The 22,614-nt window shown below is 71.1% G+C and carries 25 protein-coding genes; 13 read left to right on the plus strand and 12 right to left on the minus strand.

Going from position 1 to position 22,614, the window contains the following annotated elements:
• Positions 1-89: 89 nt before the first annotated feature.
• Complete coding sequence (locus AB0B35_RS05390) at positions 90-656, plus strand: helix-turn-helix domain-containing protein (protein ID WP_361040969.1); 567 nt, start codon at positions 90-92, stop codon at positions 654-656.
• 88 nt (positions 657-744) lie between these two features.
• Here the strand turns inward: AB0B35_RS05390 and AB0B35_RS05395 are convergent, their stop codons facing one another.
• Positions 745-1,935: a serpin family protein gene (locus AB0B35_RS05395; protein ID WP_361040972.1), complete on the minus strand. Its 1,191-nt coding sequence runs from the start codon at positions 1,933-1,935 to the stop codon at positions 745-747.
• A 92-nt stretch (positions 1,936-2,027) separates the two neighbouring features.
• Between AB0B35_RS05395 and AB0B35_RS05400 the strand changes: the two genes are divergently transcribed.
• On the plus strand, positions 2,028-2,720 hold the full coding sequence (locus AB0B35_RS05400) for an alpha/beta hydrolase (RefSeq protein WP_361040974.1): 693 nt from the start codon (positions 2,028-2,030) through the stop codon (positions 2,718-2,720).
• Here the strand turns inward: AB0B35_RS05400 and AB0B35_RS05405 are convergent.
• The 3 genes from AB0B35_RS05405 to AB0B35_RS05415 all read right to left on the minus strand — a co-directional run bounded on the left by AB0B35_RS05405 (position 2,704) and on the right by AB0B35_RS05415 (position 4,145).
• Positions 2,704-3,393 carry a hypothetical protein gene (locus tag AB0B35_RS05405; RefSeq protein ID WP_360537095.1) on the minus strand — a complete coding sequence of 230 codons (690 nt, stop codon included), beginning with the start codon at positions 3,391-3,393 and terminating at the stop codon, positions 2,704-2,706. The genes AB0B35_RS05400 and AB0B35_RS05405 overlap by 17 nt on opposite strands.
• An 81-nt stretch (positions 3,394-3,474) precedes the next feature.
• Positions 3,475-3,861: a VOC family protein gene (locus tag AB0B35_RS05410; RefSeq protein WP_360537097.1), complete on the minus strand. Its 387-nt coding sequence runs from the start codon at positions 3,859-3,861 to the stop codon at positions 3,475-3,477.
• On the minus strand, positions 3,858-4,145 hold the full coding sequence (locus AB0B35_RS05415) for a metalloregulator ArsR/SmtB family transcription factor (protein WP_361040978.1): 288 nt from the start codon (positions 4,143-4,145) through the stop codon (positions 3,858-3,860). Before AB0B35_RS05415 ends, AB0B35_RS05410 begins: the two co-directional genes overlap by 4 nt.
• Positions 4,146-4,235: 90 nt before the next feature.
• Here AB0B35_RS05415 and AB0B35_RS05420 point away from each other — a divergent pair, with 90 nt between their 5' ends.
• From AB0B35_RS05420 to AB0B35_RS05430, 3 genes are read left to right on the plus strand one after another with little or no spacing between them, the layout of a single operon-like run.
• The gene (locus AB0B35_RS05420; protein ID WP_361040980.1) at positions 4,236-4,889 is read left to right on the plus strand and encodes a DUF402 domain-containing protein; all 654 of its coding nucleotides are present in this window, start codon (positions 4,236-4,238) and stop codon (positions 4,887-4,889) included.
• A gap of 55 nt (positions 4,890-4,944) precedes the next feature.
• Positions 4,945-5,394, plus strand: a complete 450-nt coding sequence (locus AB0B35_RS05425) for a hypothetical protein (RefSeq protein ID WP_361040982.1) — start codon at positions 4,945-4,947, stop codon at positions 5,392-5,394.
• Positions 5,395-5,435: 41 nt separating this feature from the next.
• A complete protein-coding gene (locus tag AB0B35_RS05430) occupies positions 5,436-5,639 on the plus strand; it encodes a hypothetical protein (protein ID WP_360537105.1) in 204 nt (67 codons plus the stop codon).
• A 100-nt stretch (positions 5,640-5,739) separates the two neighbouring features.
• On the opposite strand, the gene AB0B35_RS05435 is transcribed toward AB0B35_RS05430, so the two are convergent.
• Genes AB0B35_RS05435 through AB0B35_RS05460 form a run of 6 tightly spaced genes read right to left on the minus strand, consistent with a single transcriptional unit; the run spans position 5,740 to position 12,328 of the window.
• Positions 5,740-6,693 (minus strand): acetylxylan esterase, encoded by a 954-nt coding sequence (locus tag AB0B35_RS05435; protein ID WP_361040984.1) that lies wholly within the window; start codon positions 6,691-6,693, stop codon positions 5,740-5,742.
• A gap of 3 nt (positions 6,694-6,696) precedes the next feature.
• On the minus strand, positions 6,697-7,527 hold the full coding sequence (locus AB0B35_RS05440; RefSeq protein ID WP_361040987.1) for a carbohydrate ABC transporter permease: 831 nt from the start codon (positions 7,525-7,527) through the stop codon (positions 6,697-6,699).
• Positions 7,517-8,410, minus strand: coding sequence for a sugar ABC transporter permease (locus AB0B35_RS05445; RefSeq protein ID WP_361040990.1), 894 nt, complete (start codon positions 8,408-8,410; stop codon positions 7,517-7,519). The genes AB0B35_RS05440 and AB0B35_RS05445 overlap by 11 nt, the downstream gene beginning before the upstream one ends.
• The gene (locus AB0B35_RS05450) at positions 8,407-9,684 is read right to left on the minus strand and encodes a sugar ABC transporter substrate-binding protein (RefSeq protein WP_361040993.1); all 1,278 of its coding nucleotides are present in this window, start codon (positions 9,682-9,684) and stop codon (positions 8,407-8,409) included. The genes AB0B35_RS05445 and AB0B35_RS05450 overlap by 4 nt, the downstream gene beginning before the upstream one ends.
• Before the next feature lie 26 nt (positions 9,685-9,710).
• Positions 9,711-11,285: an FAD-dependent oxidoreductase gene (locus AB0B35_RS05455; RefSeq protein WP_361040995.1), complete on the minus strand. Its 1,575-nt coding sequence runs from the start codon at positions 11,283-11,285 to the stop codon at positions 9,711-9,713.
• 2 nt (positions 11,286-11,287) lie between these two features.
• On the minus strand, positions 11,288-12,328 hold the full coding sequence (locus AB0B35_RS05460) for a LacI family DNA-binding transcriptional regulator (protein WP_361040998.1): 1,041 nt from the start codon (positions 12,326-12,328) through the stop codon (positions 11,288-11,290).
• Positions 12,329-12,560: 232 nt separating this feature from the next.
• On the opposite strand from AB0B35_RS05460, the gene AB0B35_RS05465 reads away from it, so the two are divergent.
• Positions 12,561-13,544: a hypothetical protein gene (locus tag AB0B35_RS05465; RefSeq protein WP_361041000.1), complete on the plus strand. Its 984-nt coding sequence runs from the start codon at positions 12,561-12,563 to the stop codon at positions 13,542-13,544.
• 144 nt (positions 13,545-13,688) lie between these two features.
• The gene (locus AB0B35_RS05470; RefSeq protein ID WP_361041003.1) at positions 13,689-15,242 is read left to right on the plus strand and encodes a phospholipase D family protein; all 1,554 of its coding nucleotides are present in this window, start codon (positions 13,689-13,691) and stop codon (positions 15,240-15,242) included.
• 4 nt (positions 15,243-15,246) lie between these two features.
• Here the strand turns inward: AB0B35_RS05470 and AB0B35_RS05475 are convergent, their stop codons facing one another.
• A complete protein-coding gene (locus AB0B35_RS05475) occupies positions 15,247-15,582 on the minus strand; it encodes a hypothetical protein (RefSeq protein WP_361041005.1) in 336 nt (111 codons plus the stop codon).
• 60 nt (positions 15,583-15,642) lie between these two features.
• Between AB0B35_RS05475 and AB0B35_RS05480 the strand changes: the two genes are divergently transcribed.
• From AB0B35_RS05480 to AB0B35_RS05495, 4 genes are all read left to right on the plus strand, one after another.
• Complete coding sequence (locus AB0B35_RS05480) at positions 15,643-16,089, plus strand: hypothetical protein (RefSeq protein ID WP_361041008.1); 447 nt, start codon at positions 15,643-15,645, stop codon at positions 16,087-16,089.
• A 45-nt stretch (positions 16,090-16,134) separates the two neighbouring features.
• Positions 16,135-16,506 carry a hypothetical protein gene (locus AB0B35_RS05485; RefSeq protein WP_361041010.1) on the plus strand — a complete coding sequence of 124 codons (372 nt, stop codon included), beginning with the start codon at positions 16,135-16,137 and terminating at the stop codon, positions 16,504-16,506.
• 115 nt (positions 16,507-16,621) lie between these two features.
• Positions 16,622-17,839, plus strand: coding sequence for an esterase-like activity of phytase family protein (locus AB0B35_RS05490; RefSeq protein ID WP_361041012.1), 1,218 nt, complete (start codon positions 16,622-16,624; stop codon positions 17,837-17,839).
• Between the two features lie 182 nt (positions 17,840-18,021).
• On the plus strand, positions 18,022-18,396 hold the full coding sequence (locus AB0B35_RS05495; protein ID WP_361041015.1) for a DUF4259 domain-containing protein: 375 nt from the start codon (positions 18,022-18,024) through the stop codon (positions 18,394-18,396).
• Here AB0B35_RS05495 and AB0B35_RS05500 read toward each other — a convergent pair.
• Positions 18,393-19,343, minus strand: coding sequence for an NADP-dependent oxidoreductase (locus AB0B35_RS05500; protein WP_361041017.1), 951 nt, complete (start codon positions 19,341-19,343; stop codon positions 18,393-18,395). The two genes, AB0B35_RS05495 and AB0B35_RS05500, sit on opposite strands and share 4 nt — an antisense overlap.
• Positions 19,344-19,625: 282 nt before the next feature.
• Here AB0B35_RS05500 and AB0B35_RS05505 point away from each other — a divergent pair, with 282 nt between their 5' ends.
• Positions 19,626-21,185, plus strand: coding sequence for an MFS transporter (locus tag AB0B35_RS05505; protein WP_361041020.1), 1,560 nt, complete (start codon positions 19,626-19,628; stop codon positions 21,183-21,185).
• A 61-nt stretch (positions 21,186-21,246) separates the two neighbouring features.
• Positions 21,247-22,611: a condensation domain-containing protein gene (locus AB0B35_RS05510; RefSeq protein ID WP_361041022.1), complete on the plus strand. Its 1,365-nt coding sequence runs from the start codon at positions 21,247-21,249 to the stop codon at positions 22,609-22,611.
• Positions 22,612-22,614 lie beyond the last annotated feature (3 nt).

The following is a 22,614-nucleotide window of genomic DNA, read 5'->3' on the forward strand; positions in this document are numbered from 1 at the left end:
GCATATAATCGGAACGTGCGCCCCACTTACTATACGGAACGTGCGCCCCGTTTTGCCAGTGACCCACGTCTCCCCCGCTGGGAAGCACGATGACCGGCAACACGCGGCCGCTGCGCGCCGACGCCCGGCGCAACCGCGCCAAGGTGCTGCAGACCGCCTACGAGGTGTTCGCGGCCGAGGGCCTCGCCGTGCCCATCGACGAGATCGCCCGCCGGGCCGGGGTCGGCGCGGGCACCGTCTACCGGCACTTCCCCACCAAGGAGGCGCTGTACCAGGCGATCGTGGTGGACCGGGTGGAGCACCTGGTCGGCCAGGCTCGCGAACTGGCCGCGACGGCGGACCCGGGCGAGGCGTTCTTCGGCTTCTTCGACCTGATGACCTCCGCCGGCGCGACCGACAAAGGCCTGGTCGACGCGCTGGCCGGCGAGGGCTTCGACATCGAGGCCGTGATGCCCGAGCACGAGCAGGCGTTCAAGGACGCGATGCGCGACCTGCTGGTACGGGCACAGGCCGTGGGCGCGGTCCGCGCCGACGTCACCGTCGCCGACGTCAAGACCCTGATGGTCGGCTGCCAGGCCATGCAGCGCTACGGCGGCGACGCCGCACCGGAGCGCGTGCTGGAGGTCGTCCGGGAAGGGCTGCGCCCGGCCCGCTGATCCCGGTCGGCCACGAGCAGCCGAAGCGGCCTCCACCGGCGTGCCGCCCTCGCGCAGGCTCATCCACCACCGCGGTGGCGAGTCGCCGCTAGAAGTCGTCGTCCTCGCCACGGGAGAACTCGCGCACCGGCAGCGGCGGGTCCGGCTCGGTCACCCAGCCCGCGAGCAGCACCAATCCCGACGGCCGGTGCCGCACCACGAAGCCGAACGGCCGGTCGAACTCGACCCCGACGTCGTCACGCCACTCATCGGGCAGCCCGCCGGCCGCCGCGACATCGAACCGCGTCGACACCGCGGCCTCGAAGCCCTCGGCCGTGAACGAGGCGGTCAGCTCCTGCCGGGCCGCGCCCACCGCGAGCGGCGTATCGCTCATCCGCGGCAGGCGCTGCCGGTCCGGGCGGGCCACCGCGAGCAGCCCGAACAGCTCGCCGTCGGCCAGCAGGTCATGTCCGCGCGAGACCGTGAAGCGAGGCACCGAGGCGGACAGCATGGGCACGCTGCGGGCGGAGTTCGACTCCAGCCGCAGGCCCGGCGCATCGGCATCGGTGAGCTGGGAGCCGAGGCGGCGCGGACCGCCCGCGTCCGGCGCAGTGATGCCGGCCGCGAGCACCGCGCCGGTGGGCACGTCGGCTTCGCCGATCACCAGGTCGACGGTGATGTCCGAGACGCCGTCCACGGACAGCACGGTCACCTGGCCACGCTCGGTGTCGTACACGGCCAGCCGGTCCCGGTCCGCGGTCCAGCGGTGCAGCCAGGCGAACTGCCGCCCCGCCCACGGGCCGTCCGCGATGCCGAGCGTGCCGTCCAGGAACGGTTCCCGCCACCGCGTCCGCACCGTCAGCACCATCGCCAGCACCAGCAGCGTCTCCGGGTCCGGCGGCGTGGACATGCCGTCCAGCAGCCCGTCGGTGTGCTTGCGCACCCACGCGTCGAAGGCATCCGTGCCCACCAGCACCTCGACCGTGTCCGCCGGGACCGTCCGGAGCCACTCGTCGTGCAGGCGCAGCAAACGGTGCACCCACAGTCCGAGCACCGCGTGCGTGCCGGTCGCCGAGCGCAGCACGCCCAGCAGTTCGGTCGCGGCCTCCACGGCCGGGGCCGCGGGCATCCCGAGCGCCTGCTCCAGCTCCGCCCGCTCAGCGCCCTCGGCGGCCGACGACAGGTAGGCCAGCAACGGCCACACCCCCGCGCCGGACAGCACCGTCGGCTCCCCGTCGCTGACCGTCGCCGCCCATCGGGCCGTCAGCATGTTCGCTCCGGCCACGCCCTCTGTGATCACGAGCGTGAGGCTACGGCCTGTCCGCCCGTACGCAACCGACTTTGCGGGACCGGCCTGGCCGGCGACCGTGCCGGGCGGGATAGGTTCGGCTGATGAGCGACTACGAGCAGGTGGACGTCGGTGGGGTGCGGCTGGCGTACCGGGCGTGGGGCGAGGCGGACGCCCCGCCGGTAGTGCTGCTGCACGGAATCGGGGGCGGCGGGCCGGGCGACTGGGACACCGTCGCGGAGCAGCTGGCCGACCGGTGGCGGGTGTACGCCGTGGACCAGCGCGGCCACGGGCGCGGCGAACGCACGTCCACATATGCAATCGACCTGCTCGTGGCGGACGTCGCGGGATTACTGGACGTGCTCGGGCTCAAGCGGGTCGCCGTGGTCGGGCACTCCCTCGGCGGCGTGGTGGCCTACCTGTTCGCGGCCCGGTTCCCGGAGCGGGTCGAGGCGCTGGTCGTGGAGGACGCGGGCCTGATGTATCCGCGTACTCCTGTGCCGCCGCAGCGGCCCGAAGGCGAGCTTTCCTTCGACTGGGACGCGGTGCTGGCACTGCGTTCGCAGATCGACGAGCCCGACCCGCGCTGGCGCGACGAGGCGCGGGCCATCACCGTGCCGACACTGCTGGTCTCCGGCGGCCCGGCCAGTTACGTACGCCAGGAGACCATCGCCGAGCTGGCGCAGGCGCTGCCACACGGCGAGCTGACCGTCATCGACGCCGGGCACATGGTGCACCAGGATCGGCCGGTCGAGTTCACCGCCGCCGTGCGGCAGTTCCTCACTTCCCGTACGTGACGTAGTCCTGGTCGTCGTCGGGCGGGCTGCCGATGCGGCAGATCCTGCCGTACTTGGCCAGCACGAGCCGGCCGTCGCGGGCGTCGGACTCGTCGTCGAACAGGTGCAGCACGTTGTCGTCGTCCTTGACCCGCCAGCCCTGCCCGCCGCCCATGTCGTTGACCTGCAGGTTGCCCCGGTCGTACGACGAGCACGCGTCGTCCTCGCCGGGGATCGTGGTGCGCTTGCCGGACGAGTCGCGCCAGTAGTCGAACACGTACGCGTTGGCGTCCTCCCGGCCGTTGCCGCGCCCGATGAAGCAGTGCCGCTTGAAGCGCTGTGCCAGGGCGAGGGCCTGCTCGCCCATGATCTCGCCGGGTCCGCCGTGCACCCGCGCGACGATCTTCGAGCCGTCCATGACCTGGTGGATGCCGGCGGCGTACTGCACGGTCAGGTTGTTCGGGTTGTAGGACACGCAGTCGGCCGGCGACGGCCAGGTCGGCGCGGCCGGCGACGGGCGGGCCGAGCTGCGCGCCGGAGACGGGGCGGCCGACGGCGACTCGGCGACGGCGCTCGGGCTGACGACGGTGTCGAAGGTGGGCGCGGCAACCGGGTCGCCCTTGTCGGAGCCGCAGGCGGTGCCGGCGGCCAGCACACAGAGGACGGCCAGCAGAAGGCGAGGGGTACGGCGCATGCCGGGAGCGTAGGGCCCGTGCGCCGTACCCTCAGTCGGCTAACCGTCTCCGTCCCCGGATCGCCGCCTATCCGACACCGGTCAGTGCATGTGCGCGATCTGGATCAGGTTGCCGCAGGTGTCGTCGAAGACGGCCGTGGTGACCACGCCCATCTCCAGCGGCGGCTGGGTGAACACGACGCCGAGCTTGGTCAGCCGCTCGTACTCGGCGTTCACGTCGGGCACGGCGAACGAGGTGTACGGGATGCCGTCGTCGACCAGGGCCTCCTTGAACGGCTTGGCGGCCGGGTGCTGGTCGGGCTCCAGGGACAGCTCGACGCCGTCGGGGTCCTCGGGCGAGACGACGGTGAGCCAGCGGTACTCCCCGGCCGGGAACTCGGTCTTCTTCACGAAGCCGAGCACGTCGGTGTAGAAGGCGAGCGCTTTGTCCTGGTCGTCGACCATGATGCTCATGACGTTGATCCTCATGGGTTCTCCTGTGATTTCGTCCTGATCCACCGCTCGGCGATCTGCGCGAGCGGGCGGGTGTCGATGGTGTGGAACTTGTAGCGCCCCTCGCGGCGCGTGCGCACCAGGCCGGCGGCCTCCAGCAGCTCCAGGTGCTGGGAGACGGCCTGGCGCGAGGAGGTGACCTGATACTTGGTGGTCAGCCGGACGCAGATCTCGAACAGCGTCTGGTCGTCGCGCTCGGCCAGCTCGTCGAGGATGTGCCGACGGGTCGGGTCGGCCAGCGCCTTGAAGACATCACCCACGTCAGCACTATAGGCAAGTGATTGCTTGCCTATCAAGCCGACCCGCGGCGGTTGCGGCCAGCAGCCGCTCGGGTCGGATAGGTTGCCGGGATGGTGACCTTCCAGCCGGGTGAGCCGGTCTGCGTCCGCCACTTCCAGAACCGGCAGATCGGCGGGCTGTACCCGATGCGGGCGGTGCGCCACGACGAGCGCGGCCTGCTGCTGTGGTGCGCCCGCGGCACATACGGCTGGCACCTCAACCGCCTCGACGACCTGACCATGTCGCAGGTGCCGCTCGCCGAGTGGGTCACCGGGCCGAAACGGCCGATGGCGTTCGTCGCCCGGCACGGCGTGCTGTCGTGGCACCCGGCGGGCGCGGACTACTCGATCCGCTGGTTCTTCGGCGACGACGGCCGCTTCCGCAACTGGTACGCGAACCTGGAGCGCCCCGGCGTCGCCTGGCGCGACGACCGGCTCGCGGGCCTGGACACCGCCGACTGGGACCTCGACCTGTGGATCGAAGCCGACCGCAGCTGGCGCTGGAAGGACGAGGACGTGTTCGCCCAGCGCCTGACCCAGCCCGAGCACTACTGGGTCGAGGACGAGGCCCGGGTGCGCCGGGCCGGGCAGGAGGTCGTCGGCCTGGTCGAGGCCGGGGTGTTCCCGTTCGACGGAACGTGGTGCGACTTCCGCCCCGAACCGGGCTGGGGCCCCGACGTCGCCGACGAGCCGCCGCCCGGCTGGGACCGCCCGCGGAGCTGGTGACCGCTGGCGCGGCGGCCGTACCCTCCGATAGAGCACCGGCTATGGGAAGGACGGCATGGCGAACACCGAGGAACGGAACCGGTTCTTCATCCCCGCGCTGATCGGTGTCGCGCTGCTGCTGTGCTGCGGCACCCCCGCCTACGTCGGCTACCGGATGTGGGCCGACCCGCAGACGAAGGCCGGCATGGAGCAGGCGGCCACCGCCTACCTGGACGCGCTGCGCGACGGCGACTACCCGGCCGCGTACGCTCTGGTCTGCGACAGCGAGCGCAAGAAGTACCCGCTGGCGGAGTGGACAAGCTATAACGACGAGCCGGACATCGAGAGCTATCGCATCACCGAGGTCGCGATCGTGGACCAGTCGGAGGGTCCGACGCTCTACCACGTGCGGGCCGAGCTGCGTTACGCCGACGGCAAGACCGCGCTGTGGCACTACAACCTGGCGGACGAGAGCGGCGGCTGGCGCGTCTGCTACGACACCTGGGTCGATCCGCAGACGGGCTGACCGGGCACCGCCGCTGGCGCGAGCCGGTTAGCCTGCACGCCATGACCGCACCGATCCTGTTCGGAATCCTGCTGTTCGCCGTCCAGATGCTCGTCCTGTACCTGGTCGTGCGCGCCGCGGTCCGCGGCGCGCTGCGCGACAACCAGGAGACGCTGAAAGAGTCGCTGCGCGTCGTCCTGTACGAGGTGGACCTCCGCCGCAACCGCGCCATCGCCGACGCCAAACGCGTCGCCCGACGCCCCTGACCGCCGACCGGGTACGCACATTCCGGGAAACTGCACGTATCAGCTCGGCGATTACTGCGGTTTCTCCGAAACTGCAGCCGTCCCCGGGGTGCGGCGGCGGTCAGTACGCGAATGCCTCGTCGAAAAACGCCAGGCGGCTGGCGTCCTGGACGGCTTCGCCGCCCTCGTGGCCGTTGAACGGGTAGACCTCGATCTGCTTGGGCCCCGCGTAGCGGTGGTAGGCGGCGTAGACGGTCGAGGGCGGGCAACTGGCGTCCATGTGCGCGACGGAGAACAGCGCCGGGGCCGTCGCGCGTTCGGCGAACAGCACGCCGTCGCTGTAGGACAGGGTGCGGAACACCTGGGTCTCGTGGTCGCGGTGCACGGCGAGATACGCGGTGACCTCCCGGTACGGCCCGGCGGTGGCCAGTTCCGCGCCGCGCCGGGGGTCGCACAGGAACGGCACGTCCGGCGCGACGGCCGCCAGGTCCGGCACCAGCGCCCCGGCGGCGAGGGCCAGGCCCCCGCCCTGGCTCTCCCCCGTGACCGCGACCCGTGCCGCGTCCACCAGCGGGAACGCGCGGGCGGCCGCGACCGCGCGGACCGCGTCGGTGATGACCCGGCGGTAGTAGTGGGTGTCGGGGTCGAGCACGCCGCGGGTCATGAACCCGGGATGCTGCGGCCCGGTCCCCACCGGGTCGGCAGTGTCGCCGTGGCTCCAGCCGCTGCCCTGGCCGCGGACGTCCATGCGCAGGTGGGCGTAGCCGGCGGCGGCGTAGAGCAGGCACTCGTGGGCCAGCCCGCGGCCGCCGCCGTAGCCGGGGAACTCGACCACGCAGGGCAGCGGCTCGGTGGTCCCGGCCGGTAGGGCCAGCCAGGCCTTGACCGGGTGCCCGCCGAACCCGGCGAAGGTCACGTCGTGGACCTCGACCGTGCGCCGCCACGCGGGCGTGAAGCGCGCGTCCAGCGGGTACGTGCCCGCCTCGGCCAGCGTGCGGGCCCAGAACGCGTCGAAGTCGTCCGGCGCCCGCAGCGTGCTGCGGTACTCCCCCGGGTTCGGCTCGGTGATCGGCATCGGTTATCCCTTGAGGCCGGTGTGGGCCAGGCCCTCGATGAACTGGCGCTGCGCGATGACGAACACCACCAGCACCGGCAGCGCGGTCAGCGACGCCGCGGACAGCTGGATGTCCCACATCGGGCCGCCGTACGCGTCGACGAACTGGGTCAGCGCCTGCGGCAGGGTGAACATCTCGGAGCTGGACAGGAACACGATCGGTTCCAGGTACAGGTTCCAGCTGTGCAGGAAGGTGAAGATGGCGACCGCGCCCAGGGCCGGGCGGGCCAGCGGCAGCGCGATCAGCCGGAAGATCGCGAAGCGGCCGAGGCCGTCGACCTTCGCGGCCTCCTCCAGCTCGCCGGGCAGGGCGAGGAAGAACTGCCGCATGATGAAGGTGGCCAGCACGCTGGGCGCGCCGAGGATCGGCACCAGGATCAGCGGCCAGTGCGTGTCGACCATGCCCCACGCGTCGAACATCTTGAACAGCGGCACGATGGTGACCTCGCTCGGGATCAGCAGGCCGACCAGGATCACCACGAACCAGAAGTTCGCGCCCTTGAACCTGATCCGCGCGAACGCGTACCCGGCCAGCGACGACACCGCGAGCGTGCCCACGGTGACCAGCGCCGCGATGTACATGCTGTTGAAGTACTGCCGCGCGAACGGCTGCAGCTCGAACGCCCCGGCGTACGCGTCGAAGGTGACGTCGCTCGGCCACAGGGTCGGCGGGAACGCGAAGACGTCGTTGACCGGTTTGAGCGACGACGTCACCATCCACCAGGTCGGGAACAGGAACGGCAGCGCCAGCAGGCAGAGCACGCCGTACACGGCGGTCTTGGCCCTACGACTCATGGAACACCCACTTCCGGCGCATACGCCACTGGACCAGGGTCAGCAGCAGCACGATCGCGAACAGCAGCACGGACAGGGTGGCCCCGTATCCGAAGTGGTGGAACTGGAACGCCTGCTGGTAGAGGTAGTAGACGAGCACCGTGGTGGAGGTCCCCGGGCCGCCCTGGGTGAGCACGGCGATCTGCGCGAACACCTGCAGCGAGCCGACCACCGTGATGATCGACGTGAGCAGGATGGTCGGGCTGATCATCGGCACGGTGATGCTGAGGAACTGCCGGCGGCGGGTCGCGCCGTCGACCGTGGCGGCCTCGTACAGGTTCGCGGGCACGCCCTGCAGCGCGGCCAGGAACAGCACCATGTTCAGGCCGACGTTCTTGACCACCTGCACCACGATCACGGCGATCATGGCGGTGCCCTCGCCGCGCAGCCAGTTGGGCCCGTCCACGCCGACGGTCTCCAGCAGGCCGTTGATGCCGCCGTTGTCCTGCAGCAGGAAGCCCCACACGATGGTCCAGGCGACCAGGCTCACCACGACCGGCGAGAAGAACACGGTCCGGAAGAACACCGTGCCGCGCAGCCGCTGGTTGAGCAGCACCGCCAGCAGCAGGGCCAGGCTCAGGTTGAGCACGACCAGCCCGGCGGAGAAGAACCCGGTGGCCACCAGCGCGTCGGCGAGCTTCGGGTCGTCGGCCAGGGCCTGGTAGTTCTCGCCGCCGACGAAGGTGAACGTGTCGGCCAGGACGTTCCACTCGTGCAGGCTGTACCAGAACACCAGGCCCAGCGGCACGAACACGAACAGCACCGAGCCGATGAGCTGGGGGGCGATGAACAGGTAGCCGGCGAGGGTGTCGCGCCGACTACCTGTCCAGAAGCGAGTGCTCACTTGGCCAGCAGGGGGTTGATGGCCGAGCAGACGCCGCCGAGGACCGCCTTGACGTCTGCGTCGGGCTTCCACAGCGGGTCGAGCGCGGCCCGGACCGCCTGGGCGATCTCGGCCTGGCCGGTGTGGCTGGGCTTGACGACGCCAGTGGAGATGCCGTCGATGACGACCTTCTGCAGCTGCTCCGGCTTGAGCAGCGGGTTGGTCTTGGCGAGGGTGTCGGCGGTGAGCAGCGACGTGCGCGGCGGCGGGAAGTACGCGGCGAGCTTGGCGGAGTTCTCCGGGTTGGTGAAGAAGGCGAGGAAGTCGGCGGCGACGTCGGCGTTCTTGCCCTTCTTCAGCGCGCCGAGCCCGGCCTGGCCGATTACGGCGTACGCGCCCTTCGGGCCGGTCGGCAGCGGGACCAGGTCCCAGCCGAACTTGGCCTCCTTGAGCAGCGACGCCCGGGAGATCTGGGTGACCGTCATGGCGGCCTCACCGGCGAAGAAGTCGGCCGTGGTGCCGGGGCCGGGCAGCGCCTTGTCCGTGAAGATCGCCTTGTGCAGGAAGGTCATCGCGTCGACCATCGGCTGCTGGTCGAACCCGCAGGTCTTGCCGTCGGCGCTCCACGCCTGCGCGCCCCAGCCGGTCCAGACCGTGGACAGGTTGTCCCAGCCCTTGTAGTCGAAGTCGCGTACGACCAGGCCCGCCTTGCCGCTCTTGGCCGCCGACGCCGCGGCGACCGCGGCCGCCTTCTCCCAGGTCCACTGGTTGGCGGCGATCAGCTCGGCCGGGGTCTGCTGCCCGGCGGCCTTGAGCTGGTCGGTGTTGACGAACACGCCGAAGGGCGAGGTCGAGAAGGGGTACGCGAACAGCTTGCCGCCGGCCTGCCACAGCTTGGTCGCGGACGGGCTGAGGTCGGCGGCGTTGTAGCCGTCGGCATTGGCCAGGGTGTCGTCCAGCGGCAGCAGCGCGCCCGAGCCGACGAAGTCCGGCGCGGAGTTCTCCAGCAGCCAGGCCAGGTCCGGGCCGTTGCCGCCGGCGATCTGCGTGGTCAGGGTGGTGGTGTAGCTCTCGAACGGGATCGGGTCGAACTTGACCTCGGTGACCCGCGGGTTCTTCGCCCTGTAGGCGTCGGCGATCTCGTTGAACAGCTTCAGGTGCGCCTCGTTCGAGGACCACACCGTCATGCGCAGCGACACGGGGCCGGTGCTCGGCTCCTCGGCGCCGCCGCACGCGGCCAGGCCGAGGGCGAGCGCGCCGGCGGTCGCGGCGGACAGAAGTGCGCGTATCTTCATCGATAACTCCAACTCAAAGTGGCCGGTCAGTAGCCGGAGACGTCGGGCCAGCGCAGTTGCACGCCGTCCCGGATGAGCTGTGCCTGGAACCCGGACAGGTGCTCCGGGGTGTTGCGCACGCCGCGCGGCGACTGGCCGTTGTCCAGGCAGTACGCCGCGAGCGCCCCCGCCACCTCGCCCACGTTCCACTCGACCGGGTGCAGCCGGTACGAGCCGTTGGTGATGTGCGTGGTGCCGATGTTCTTGCCCGCGGGCAGCAGGTTCTCCATCCGGCGCGGGATCAGCGCGCCGAGCGGGATCTCGAAGGGACACGAGCCGACGTCGATGTAGTTGTCGCCGCCGGTGGAGGGGTGCAGGTCGATGCGGTACATGCCGACCCCGACCGCGTCGGGGTACTCGACCGCGCCCTTGTCGCCGCGTACGGCCAGCGACAGGTCCTGCTCGACGACCGTGTACTCGGCCCGGATGCGCCGCGACTCCCGGATGTAGGGGGCCATGGCCAGGCCGTCCGCGCCGCCGGTGACGTCGCCGCGCAGCCGCAGGCCGGGGAAGCCCGCCTCGGTCTGCAGCCAGTACAAGACCGACAGCGACAGCTGCTTGGCGTTCGCGTAGTGCGTGGCCGCGTCGGGCACGTCGATGACCGGGCTCTCGAAGTAGTCGATCATCGGCCAGTTGACCAGGCAGATGTCGCTCTCGTAAGTCCCCGGGGTGAACAGCTTGCGGGCCGCGATGCGCCGGAAGGTCCACAGGTTGCCGTCACCCGGGTTGACCCGCTGGTCGGCGACGACCGACAGCGGGTCGTCGTCGGGGTTCGGGGTGAAGCTGCGCTCGCTGATCGCCAGGGTGCGCGGGTTCGGCGAGCGGAACGACAGCAACCGGTCGCCCCAGAAGTCCGGCTGGTAGGCGCGCCAGAAGTCGTACTGCGCGGGCTTGTCGATGGTGTGGTCGCCGTCGACGTGGTCGATCGCGAAGCACACCGACACCGCCTGCATGTTCATCGGCTGCGCGGTGTCCGGGGCGCTGGGCTCGCCGGTCTCGTGCTGCGACTCGAACCCGGTGACGTACTCGGTCCCGGTCAGCGGCAGCAGCTCCCCGGTCTCGGTCGCGTCCAGGGTGTACGCCGCCTCGACCGTCAGCCGGTCGCCGGTGCGCACGTGCTCGAGCGTCACCGCCGTGACCCGGTCGCCGTCGGTGTCGGCCGCCACCGGCCGGTACGGCTGCAGCACGGTGAGGCGGCCCGACGACCGGTACGGGGCCAGCATGGACTCGATCACCGCGACCGCGACCCGTGGCTCGTGGCACAGGCGGCTGACGTGGCCGCCGCCCGGGTTGAGCTCCCGCCACGCCCGCGCGGCCGGGATCAGCGGGTAGTGGGCCCGGTAGTAGTCGCGGACGCCCTCGCGCAGCGCGCGGTAGCTCGCCGTGACACCGAACTGCTCGACCCAGCTGTGCTCGTCCGGCGGCACGGCCTGGCTGGTCAGTTGACCGCCGAGCCAGTCGTACTCCTCGGTGAGCACCACCCGCCGGCCCGCCCGCAGCGCACCCAGCGCCGCGGCCACCCCGCCGAGGCCGCCCCCGACCACCAGAATCTCGGCCCGCATCGTCAATTACCTCTTTCGCTGAGCGTCTCGCCGGACACGACCTCGCACGGCAGCAGGCGCTGCCGCTCGCCGGGCGCGCCCTCGATCAGGGCGGTCAGGACCTCGACGGCCTGCGCGCCCATCGCCTGGCGCGGTATGCGCAGGCTGGTGAACTCCACTGCCGTCGGCAGCGCGGCCCGGGTGGGTTCCCCGAGCGTCGCCACCGACAGCGAAACCCCGCGTTCGCGGGCCAGCTCGTACAGCGCGACCCCGTCGGCGTGCTCCTCCGCCACCACCGCGGTGACCCCCGCGGCCAGCGCCGCGTCCAGGACCGCTGCGGTGTCCCGCACGACGATCGCGGCGTCGTCGGCCGGTTCCACAGGGTCGCCTGGCGGCGCGTAGTGCGCGCCGTAGGCCGCCGCTCGGGCCACCGCCTCCCGGAATCCGCGACCACGGTCGGCCCACGACTCCGGACCCGCACCCAGGCCCAGGTAGGCCAGCCGGTCGTGCCCCAGTGCCACGGCACGGCGCACGATCTCGGACGTCGCGGCCGCATAGTCGGCGCCGACGTAGGGCACCGGGCCGCCGGCGTCGTCGCGTCGGCCGATCGACACGAACGGGATCTCCTCGGCCAGCAGCCGGGCCAGGTCGGTGCGGTCGATGGTGCGGCCGAGCAGGACGCTGCCGTCGGCCAGGCGCAGCCGGTTGTCGCCGTGGAAGATGCGCCGTCGCCCGTCGACCACCGGCGCGCTGGTCATCAGGAGCAGGTCGCAGCCGAGGACCTCGGCCTGCTGCTCGATGCCGACCAGGAACGGGTGGTAGAAGTCGCTGTTCGCGCTGGGGAACACCGGCTCGTAGGTGAACACGCCGATGATCCGGTTGTGCCGGGCGGCCAGCCGCCGGGCGATCGGGTCGGCGACGTAGCCGGTCTCGGCGATGGCCCGCAGCACCTTCTCGCGGGTCTCGGCCGAGAGCTTGACGTCGGCGTCGGACCGTCCGTTGAGGACGAGCGAGACGGTCGCCTGGCTGACGCCGGTCATGCGGGCGATGTCCTGCTGGGTCACCCGCCTGCGGGCTCCGGTCACGGTGCGTGTCCAATCTTCGGGCTAATGCGCATTAGGTGTTTCGATGAGATGAGATCCTGGGGCCTTCGAGGCGCTTCGTCAAGGCCCACAACGAAAATCGCTCGAGCAGAAGTTCCTGAACTAATTCGTATTAGCCCCTTGACGGCCGCCCGGCGCGAACCCGAGACTCACCGTTACTTTCGGTTATCTCCATCGATGGGAGGCACCACCGATGAAACCGCTCCTCAACCGGCGGCAGCTGCTGGTCGCGGGCGCGGCCGCCGCAGCCGGCGGGCTCACCGCCTCGGCCCTGGGCAGCCCGGCCCACGCCGCCCCCGCGGGCTTCCCGACGTACCAGTACATCGGGACCCCGTTCAACAAGGCCAACCTGCGCTACAACCCCACCAACGAGCTGATCTTCCCGTGCATCCGCGGGGTGTACGACAAGATCAGCTCACCCCTGGGCAGGTACTACCTGTACTACGCCCCGCACGACGCCCCCGGCGGCATCTGCCTCGCCTACGGCGACTCGCTCAGCGGCCAGTTCACCGAGTACCCGAACAACCCGATCGTGTCCAACGTCTGGTCGCCGCACTACTCGGTGAGCCACGTGTCGTCCCCGCACGTCATCTGGAACGCCGCGAACAGCAAGTTCTACCTGTACTTCCACGGCGAGAACAACACCACCCGGATGGCCTGGTCCACCGACGGCGTCAACTACACCTACTTCGGGCGGGTGCTGCACACCGGCGTCATCCCCAACTGCACCGAGACCTCGTACGCCCGCGTGTTCGAGCACGCGGTGCCCGGCCTGGGCAACAAGTACGTCATGGTGTTCATGGGCGTCACCAACGGCACCCGCAAGATCTTCTGGGGCTGGTCGGCCGACGGCAAGACCTTCTCCTTCGACCCGACGCCGCTGGTCACACCCGGCCCCGACGGGCAGACCGACATCGCCGCGCCGCACATCCTCAAGCGCAACAACACCACGTACGTCGTCTACCACGGCAACGGCGGCGACATGTACCTCACCGAGGTCGGCAACAGCTTCGACCGCGAGGTGCACCTCGGCGTCTTCCACTACGCCATGGACGCCTGGCCCGACCGGGGCCGCAGCGCCGCGGCGAGCTTCGGCACCGACGGCGGCGTGCAGTACATGTTCTACGAGGCCGGCCCCCGCCTCGACGGCACCATCGCGGTGGCTCGCGCGGTCTGACGGTGGCCGCGACGGCGAAGATCGCCGTTTCGGGTCAGAAAGTGCTGCCAGACCGCGTTTCTGACCCGAAACGGCGATCATCGCCAGGTCTTCGCGATATTCGCCACTCCCGCAGCGGGGCGGATCGGGGCTACGGTCGCTGGCGTGACCCCCGACTCCTGGTTCCTGGCCGCCGACGAGCGCGGCAACCCGGCCACCGGCATCGACCGCCGCCACGCCGACGGACTGGCCTGGAGCCCGGGAAACCTGGCCCGGCCGCTGGTCCACGGGGCGACCTACTTCAGCGAGCTGGTCAGCGTGCTGAACGACACGCAGGCCGGTGACGTCGTGATGTTCACCGACTGGCGCGGCGACCCCGACGAGAAGCTCGACGGGCCGCGTACCCAGGTCACCAAGGTGCTCGGCGACGCCGCCCGGCGCGGCGTGCAGGTGTACGGGCTGCTGTGGCGCTCGCACCCGGACTGGCTGCACTTCAGCTCGCCGCAGAACCGCCAGCTCGCCGAGGAACTGCAGGCCGCGGGCGCGCACGTGCTGCTCGACATGCGGGTCCGCTTCGGCGGCTCGCACCACCAGAAACTCTTCGTCGTACGCCACCCCGGCCGTCCCGAGCGCGACGTCGCCTACGTCGGCGGCATCGACCTGTGCCGGGGCCGCAACGACGACGCCGACCACCACGGCGACCCCCTCGCCCCGCCGATGGCCGAGGTCTACGGCCCGAACCCGCCCTGGCACGACATCCAGCTCGAACTGCGCGGCCCGGCCGTCGGCGACGTCGAGCACGTCTTCCGGGAACGCTGGGACGACCCCAGCGCGCTGTCCCTCAACGTGCTGGACTGGGCCCGCGACAAGCTGTCCCGGCTGCGCACCGAGGTCCCGCCGCTGCCCGAAGCCCTACCCGACCCGCCGCGCTGCGGCACGCACAGCGTGCAGACGCTGCGCACCTACCCGCGGCGGCGGCTCGGCCGCTACCCGTTCGCGCCGCGCGGCGAGCGCAGCATCGCCCGCGGCTACCTCAAGGCGCTGGCCCGTGCCGAGCAGCTCATCTACGTCGAGGACCAGTACCTGTGGTCGGCCCGGGTCATCCAGCCGTTCGCGCAGGCGCTGCGGAACAACCCCGAACTGCGGCTGATCTGCGTGGTGCCGCTCGCGCCGGACGCGGCCTCACCCGCCGTCTCGCGGGCCGAGTCGTGGGGGCGCAAGCAGGCCATGAAGGTGCTGGGCAAGGCGGGCGGGGACCGGGTCGCCGTGTACGGCCTGGAGAACGCCGCCGGGACGCCGATCTACGTGCACGCGAAGTCGTGCATCGTCGACGACACCTGGGCGACCGTCGGGTCGGACAACTTCAACCTGCGCTCGTGGACGTACGATTCCGAGCTGACGTGCGCCGTCGTGGACGAGTCGGCCGAGCCGTCGTACGCCCGCGACCTGCGGCTGGAGCTGATGGGCGAGCACCTCGGCGGGCCGGATCCGCGGCTGGCCGATCCCGCGGCCGCGTTCGACCTGTTCGCCGCCGCGGCCCGGGAACTGGACGACTGGCACGCATCCGGGCAGGTCGGTCCTCGCCCGCGTACCCGGCTGCGCCGCTACGACCCGCCGAAGGTGCGCGGCCTGCGGCGGCTGCCCGCCCGGCTCGTCTACGAGCTGATCTGCGACCCTGACGGGCGGCCCAGCACGATGCGCGTACGCAACCGCTTCTGACCGCTCACCAGTAGGCGGTGCTCCCGTACACGTCCGGGCGCGGGCGGCGCAGCACACCCGGGTGCAGCACCGCCTCGAACGTCGCCACCTGGTACGGGCAGGAGTCGCTCGGCTCGGCCAGCCATTCCCGCACCGGCACGCCCGGCACCACCTCGGCGACGGCCCACCACCGCGTGCGGTGCTCCTGCCAGAAGCCGTCGTCGAACCCGAGGTCGAGCACCGCCGACCTGCCCACGACCGGCACCGCCGACCTGGCGAAACCGTCCTCGTCGGCGGCGTCCTGGCGGGTCAGGGACAGCTCCGGATCCTCGTCGTCGCCCGCCGCGTGAAGAGTGCTCACCCGGCAGAGTATGACCGCACGGCCCACGGCCGGGACCGGTCTCCATTATCGTTTCGCCGCATGACCGAGACCCCGCTGTCCGACGCCCTGGTCGCACACGCCGTTTCTCCCGACGCGGCTACGTTCGAGCGGTTCATCACGCTGTTCCGGACTTCGACGGTCGGGGTGATGACCAGCATGATGATGCGGCGCGAAGGTCGCGCTGACATCGTCTCCGACGGCAGGCTCACGGTCGCGAGCACGTCCCACGGCGACGGACTCAACCGGATCATGACCTTCGCAGACCCGGAGGTCTTCCTGCGCGTCTTCGGACCACGCTTCGACGCCGGGATCTCCGGCGAGGTCGTGCTGCGGATGGCGGCCGACGGCCCGGACTGCCACGGCATCCTGGTCAACTGCGCCACGAGGGAGATCTCTCAACTGATCAGCAAGGAGACGGCACAGGCCCTCTGCGGGGCGGCGCCGGCAGCCGACCCGCCCCGGCGGTCCTGGTGGAAGCGGCGCTGAACAATCCGCGAGCGCCTGACCGGCGGACGCGGCATGATGCGAGCCGTGACAAGCCAAGATCTGATCCAGATCGACCTGACCGATGCCGAACGCCATCTGATCGTCCGCGGCCTGCTTGACTGGGGTGGGCCCGCTCATGCCACTGCCGCACTGGCCGTCGCCATGGGCTTCGAAGGCGTCGAGGACTTCCATGTGCAGGTCAGTCGCCTGCGCGCGTCCCTCAAGGCGGGGCAGCCGCTCAGCCCCTGGGACTGGCGGCGGGCGCTCCTCGCCACAGAGATCGTCTTCGCCAGCGACATCTTCGGGTCGGGCTACGAGTGGTCGACCACCACCGGTCTGTCCGACGAGGAGACGATTCGCACCCTGCGGCGACTGCAGCACAAGCTCGCGAAGCAGGCACGCGTGCACAGGGCCTGAGGCCACCTCACGGCTGCTCCGCACGGCGATCTCCATGCGCCGTTGAGCGGACGTTCTCGGCGGGTTCAACCGGGATGCCTAACGTCCAGGGCGATCACCCGTTCGAGGAGGACTCATGACACGACTGCCCCGTCTGGCCGTGACCGGCCTGACCGCGCTGACCCTGGCGGTCGCCCTGCCCGCCGGCGGTTCCGCGGCCCCGGCGGAGACCGAGCGGACCGGCGACTTCGGGCCCGCCGTGCTCACCGGCTTCGCGAAGCTGCCCGCGCTGACGTTCGTGCCCGCCAGCGACCCGTCCGGCTCGCTGCTCGGCACCGCGCCGGTCAACGGCGTCACGCCGCCGTTCGCCGACCAGCCCGTACAGGGCTTCAGCGGTATCGCCCGCAACAGCGACGGCAGCTACGACGTGCTGTCGGACAACGGCTACGGCAACATCAACAACAGTGGCGACTTCGTGCTGCGCATCCAGCGCGTCATTCCCGACTTCGGCACCAAGCAGGTCGACGTCGTCGGCGGGATCAACCTCACCGACCCGTCCGGGTTCGTGTCGTGGCCGCTGACCCGGGCCGACCGGGTGCTGACCGGGGCCGACTTCGACGTCGAGTCGATCGTCAAGGCCGCCGACGGCAGCTACTGGATCGGCGACGAGTTCGGGCCGTACCTGCTGCACTTCGACCGGGCCGGGCGAATGCTGGCCGCTCCGGTGCCGCTGCCGGGCGTCAACGCGCCGGAGAGCGCGGCGCGGCTGGGTGTGACCGCGAATCTGGGCAGCAGCAAGGGTTTCGAGGGCATGGCCGCCTCCGTCGACGGCCGGTACCTGTACCCGCTGCTGGAGGGCACGGTCAGCGGTGACACCGCGGGCACGCTGCGGATCAACCAGTTCGACCGGGCCGCCGGGGCGTACACGGCCAGGCGCTGGACGTACCGGCTGGAGTCGCCGTCGAACGCGATCGGCGACTTCATCGCGGTCGACAAGCAGCGTTTCCTGGTCATCGAGCGCGACAACAACCAGGGCGACGCGGCCGCGTTCAAGAAGATCTACCTGATCGATCTGGCCGACCGCGACCGGGACGGCCTGGTAGACAAGACGCTGGTCGCCGACCTGCTGAACATCGCCGACCCGAAGCACCTGGGCGGCACCGCCGACACGTTCCGCTTCCCGTTCCAGACGATCGAGGACGTGCTGATCCTCGACAACCGCACCCTGGCGGTGCTGAACGACAACAACTTCCCGTTCTCGTCCGGCCGCACCCCGGGCCGCCCCGACGACAACGAGTTCATCACCATCCGCCTCGACCGCTCCCTGCACGCCGACCACCGCGTCCTCGACTGACGGAGCCCTGGATCTAGATGATTTGTTGTCGCCCTGACGACCACAAATCATCTAGATCAACGACTGAGGTGCGACCTCGCACCGGCGGGCAGGGGTCAGGGATCGCGGGATCGGTCAGGAGGGTTCGAAACTGTCCCTCCGCGTCGGTAGGCTGCCTGCGGCAACCGGCGCAGGAGGTAGGCATGGGGACCTGGGGCAGTGGGAACTTCGACGACGACACCGCCGCCGACCACCTGTCGATGCTGACCGACCGGCTCATCGGCGAGGTCGTCGAGGCGATGTCCGGTGATCCGGTGGAGATCGAGCCCGACGAGTACTGGGGCGTCGCGGTGCCGTGCAACCTCGAACTGCTGCACCTCATCGCCCGGCAGGGCTACGTCGGTGCCGGGCTGCCCGAGCCCGAGGTCGTCGACGGCTGGAAGACCCGGTTCCTGGCCGCCTGGGACGGGGCCATCGACGGGCTGGAGCCCGCGCCAGGCTTCAAGGAGCAGCGGCGGGCCGTCCTGCAGCGGACTTTCGACCAACTGTCCGAGCTGGCCGCGCACAAACGGGCCTAATCGGCGACGTGGATGACGATCTTGCCACGGCGACGGCCGTGTTCCAGGGCCTCGTAGCCTGAGCGGGTCTCGGCCAGGGGCAGGACGCGGTCGAGCACCGCACGCACCTTGCCGGCGTCGACCAGCTCGGCGATCGCCCGCAGGGCCTCCCGGTCGGGTGTGACGATGAAGTAGGTCGCGCGCACGCCGTGGCGCTCAGCCTCCTGCTGGTCGGGTGGGGCGGCGACGGCGACCAGGGTGCCGCCGGATTTCAGGACGGACCACGCCTGGGCCTGTGCGGTCGCTCCGGCGACGTCGACGACGACGTCCACATCCCGGACATGGTCGGCGAGATTCGGCTGCTTGTAGTCGATGGCCTGCTCCGCTCCCAGCCCTTCGACGAATTCGAGATCGCCGGCCGCCGCGGTGGCGCTCACCCTGGCCCCGAGCGCGGCCGCGAGCTGCACCACGTACATGCCGACGCCGCCTCCGCCGCCCAGCACCAGCACGTGCTGCCCCGGCTGCACATCGGCGTGTTCGCGCAGCGCCTCCCAGGCGCTCAGGGCCGCCAGCGGCAGCGCCGCCGCGTGGTCGTGGTCGATGGTGGCGGGTTTGGCGGCCACGACGTCGGCGGGCAGGACGACGTACTCGGCGGCCGCGCCGTTCAGGGTGAACGGGATCAGGCCGTAGACGGCCTCGCCCACGGCCGGGCTGTCGACGCCCGCGCCGGTGGCCGCGACGACGCCGGAGAACTCGTGCGACGGGGTCACGGGGGTGCGCTCGGGGCCTGAGCCGTCCGCGGTGTACGTCCAGGTCTCCGGCCAGGTGAGCTCCTGCGGGGTCATGGAGGCGGCTTTCACTGCCACCAGCACCTCGCCCGGCCCCGGCTCGGGCCGTGGCGCCTGCTCGTAGACGAGCTGCTCCGGGCCGCCCCTGGCATGGGCCCGCACGGCAAACATCGTGCTCATCCGGCCGCCGCTCCCCTCAGATCGTCAGCGCCCAGCCCGCCCGCCCGGACGCGTTCTGGATGAAACCGCAGTTGAACACCCCCATTATCGGGCGTACAGGCGTCCGCTCACCGGAGTTCACGCGCAAGGAAACCGCCCTCGCGGTGCGGAAACAGGACAGCGCTGCGCATCGACGGCCGGCAGCGACGTGGCTCTATGCTGTGCTTCCCGCCGGACAACGACCGGTGGCGGAGCAGCCGTGGAGGGACTGTGACCGAGCCGGTGCGGGCGGCCTGATCCGGATTGGACACGCTGCCCCGACGCCACCGCGCCGACCTGGTCAGGCTCATCGCCGCGGAAGCCATCTCCAACATCGGCACCCGGATGACCTTCTTCGCGGTGCCGTGGCTGGTGCTGGTCACCACCGGCGACCCGGTGCGGGTCGGCCTGGTCGCCGGGGCCGAGACGCTGACGTACGTGGTCAGCGGCGTGCTCGCCGCGCCGCTGCAGGACCGGGTCGGGGCCCGGCGTACGTCGCTGTGGTCGGACGTGGGCAGTGTCGCGGTGATGGCGGCGATCGCGGTGGCCGGCGCGCACGGGTTCGGGCTGCTGCTGGCGCTGGTCGCGGTGCTCGGGGTGCTGCGCGCGCAGGGCGACCGGGCCAAGGCGACCATGGTGGTGCCGCTGATGGGCGCGGCGGGCAGCGACTACGCCCGGGTCGCGGCGGTGCGCGAGGGCGTGCTGCGCACGTCCACCCTGGCCGGGTCGTCGCTGGCGGGGATCGCCGTGGTGGTGTTCGGGCCGATCGGCGGGATCTGGATCGACGCGGCGACGTACGCGGTCGCGGTGGTGCTGATGGTCCCGGTGCGGGCCGCGGCGACGGCGGCCGCCGACGCGAAGACGGCCGTGCCGTACTTCAGCGCGCTGCGGGAGGGTTTCACCTGGTTCCGGCGCAACCGGTTGATGCGCGCCGTGACCGGGATGCTGTTCTTCACCAACCTGTTCAACCAGGCCAGTGCCGTGGTGTTCGTGCCGCTGTGGGTGTACCAGACGATGGACGACCCGGCGGCGCTGGGCGCGGTCGCCACCGCGTACGCGCTGGGGCTCATCGCCGGGAACGTGCTCGTCGCGTGGGTCGCGCCGATCATGCCGCGCTACCCGATGCTGGTGGCCGGATATCTGATCGGCGGGGTGCCGCGCTTCATCGTGCTGGCGCTGACCGACGACCTGCTCGTGATCGTCGTGGTGACGCTGGTCGGCGGGATCTTCATGTCGTCGCTCAACCCGACGGTCAGCGCGATGATCTACCAGCGGACGCCGAAGGAGATGCTGTCGCGGATGGGCGGCATCATCACCGCGGTGGCGTTCGGCGGCGCGCCGCTGGGCGGCCTGCTCGCCGGATACCTGGTGCAGTTTCTGGGGCTGAGCAACGCGATCCTCGTCGCGACCGGCCTGTACTTCGCGGTGACGCTGACCCCGGTGATCGGGCACCGGCTGTGGCGCGAACTCGACGACACCGCACCTCCCCCGCCCAAGCCCGGCGACGGCAAGCCGCTGCCCGCGCTGTACGGGCTGGCCGGCGCGGCCACCGGGCCCCGGGTCAGCCTCCGCTACGCCGACGGCCGGTGGACCGTGCGGGCCCGGCACGGGCTGCGCAGGCTGGTGTCCGAGCGGCCCCTGCCGCCCAAGACCGCGGCAGCCGCGCTCGCGCGGCTGGAGGCCGAGCCGGTGCTGTCGGCGGTGCGGGCCGCGATCGAGCACGATCGTGCCCTCACCGAGAACCGGACCCGAGCGGTACGCACCCAGGTCGCACTCCTGGACCGGCACCTGTCCGAACTGAACCGGGCCCTGGAAAGCGGTTAGGAACACGACGAACGGCTGGACACCGTCCGCACCCGACTCCAGGATGTTCACCATGCTTGATGTGACAGCGGAATCGCCCGTCAACGTCCGGCCGTCACATCTGGCGGAGCTGCCGCTGACCCCGTTGCAGGCCCGCTGGTGGCAGCTGTGCACGACCCACCCCGGCGGCATGTCGCCGCTGGTGGACCTCGTGCACCGGTTCCGCGGCCCGCTGGACGCCGACGCCTGGGCGCGTGCCGTCGACGCGGTCGTGAACCGGCACGAGATCCTGCGCACCCTGTTCGCCGACCGGCCCGACGGTCCGGTGCAGGTCGTCGGCCCCGCGAACGGCATCGCCATGGAGGTGCTCGACCTGCGCGACCTCCCGGCCGACCAGCGCGAGCAGCGGGCCCGCGAGCTGCTGAACGAGCGCCGCACCCTGGCCCTTGACCTGCGGACCGGCCCGCTGGTGCACACGTCGTTGCTGCGGCTGGCCGACGACGACCACGTATGGCGGATGACGATCCACCACATCCTCGCCGACGGGGCCTCGCTCGGCGTCATCGACCGTGAACTCGGCCTGCTCTACCCGGCGCTGGTCGCGGGAACCGAGCCGGACCTGCCCGGCCTGCCCGTCCAATATGGCGACTTCGCCTGGTCGCAGTCCGTGGCGGACACCGAGAAGGAGGACGAGGACCGGGAGTACTGGCGCGAGCAACTGGCGGGGCTGGCCCCGCTGGAGCTGGTCGACGCGCTGCCGCGCCCCGCGACCAAGGGCGCGCCCGCAGCGCAGCTCGCCCGGACCATGGACCCGGAGCTGGTCCGGCAGGTCGAGGAGCTGGGCCGGGCGGCGCGGTGCACCCGGTTCATGGTGCTGCTCGCGGCGCTGCACGTGCTGCTGTACCGGGCGAGCGGCCGGGACGACTTCGCGATCGGCATCCCGGTGGCCGGGGTGGGGCGCACCCGGCCGGAGCTGGCGCGGCTGGTGGGGCTGTTCAACAACGCGCTGGCGCTGCGCGGCGACCTGTCCGGCGACCCGGCGTTCCGGGAGGTGCTGGCGCGCACCCGGGAGACGGTGATCGACGCGCTGGACCACCAGGACCTGCCCTGGGGGCAGGTGGTCGCGGCGCTCGACGAGCCGTCGCATCCGGGCCGGGCGCAGGGTTTCCAGGCGATGTTCCTGCACGAGGAGGTCGAGGTCGCGAGCCGCCTTACCCTGCCGGGACTGGCCGTGGAGGACTTCGGCCTGGGCATCCCGAAGGTGCTGCACGACCTGATGGTGTACGCCCGGCCCGGCCCGCAGGGCCTGTCGACGACGTTCGTCTACGACACGGGCCTGCTGACGGAGCCGGTGGTGGCCGGGCTCGCCGACGGGTACGAGCGCGTGTTGCGCGCCGTGGTCGACGAGCCCGACATCCGCCTGTCGGAGCTGGTCAAGGGGGTCTGACGG

Origin of the sequence: Catellatospora sp. NPDC049133, from assembly GCF_040648455.1 — a bacterium.
GTDB classification, from domain to species: domain Bacteria; phylum Actinomycetota; class Actinomycetes; order Mycobacteriales; family Micromonosporaceae; genus Catellatospora; species Catellatospora aurea.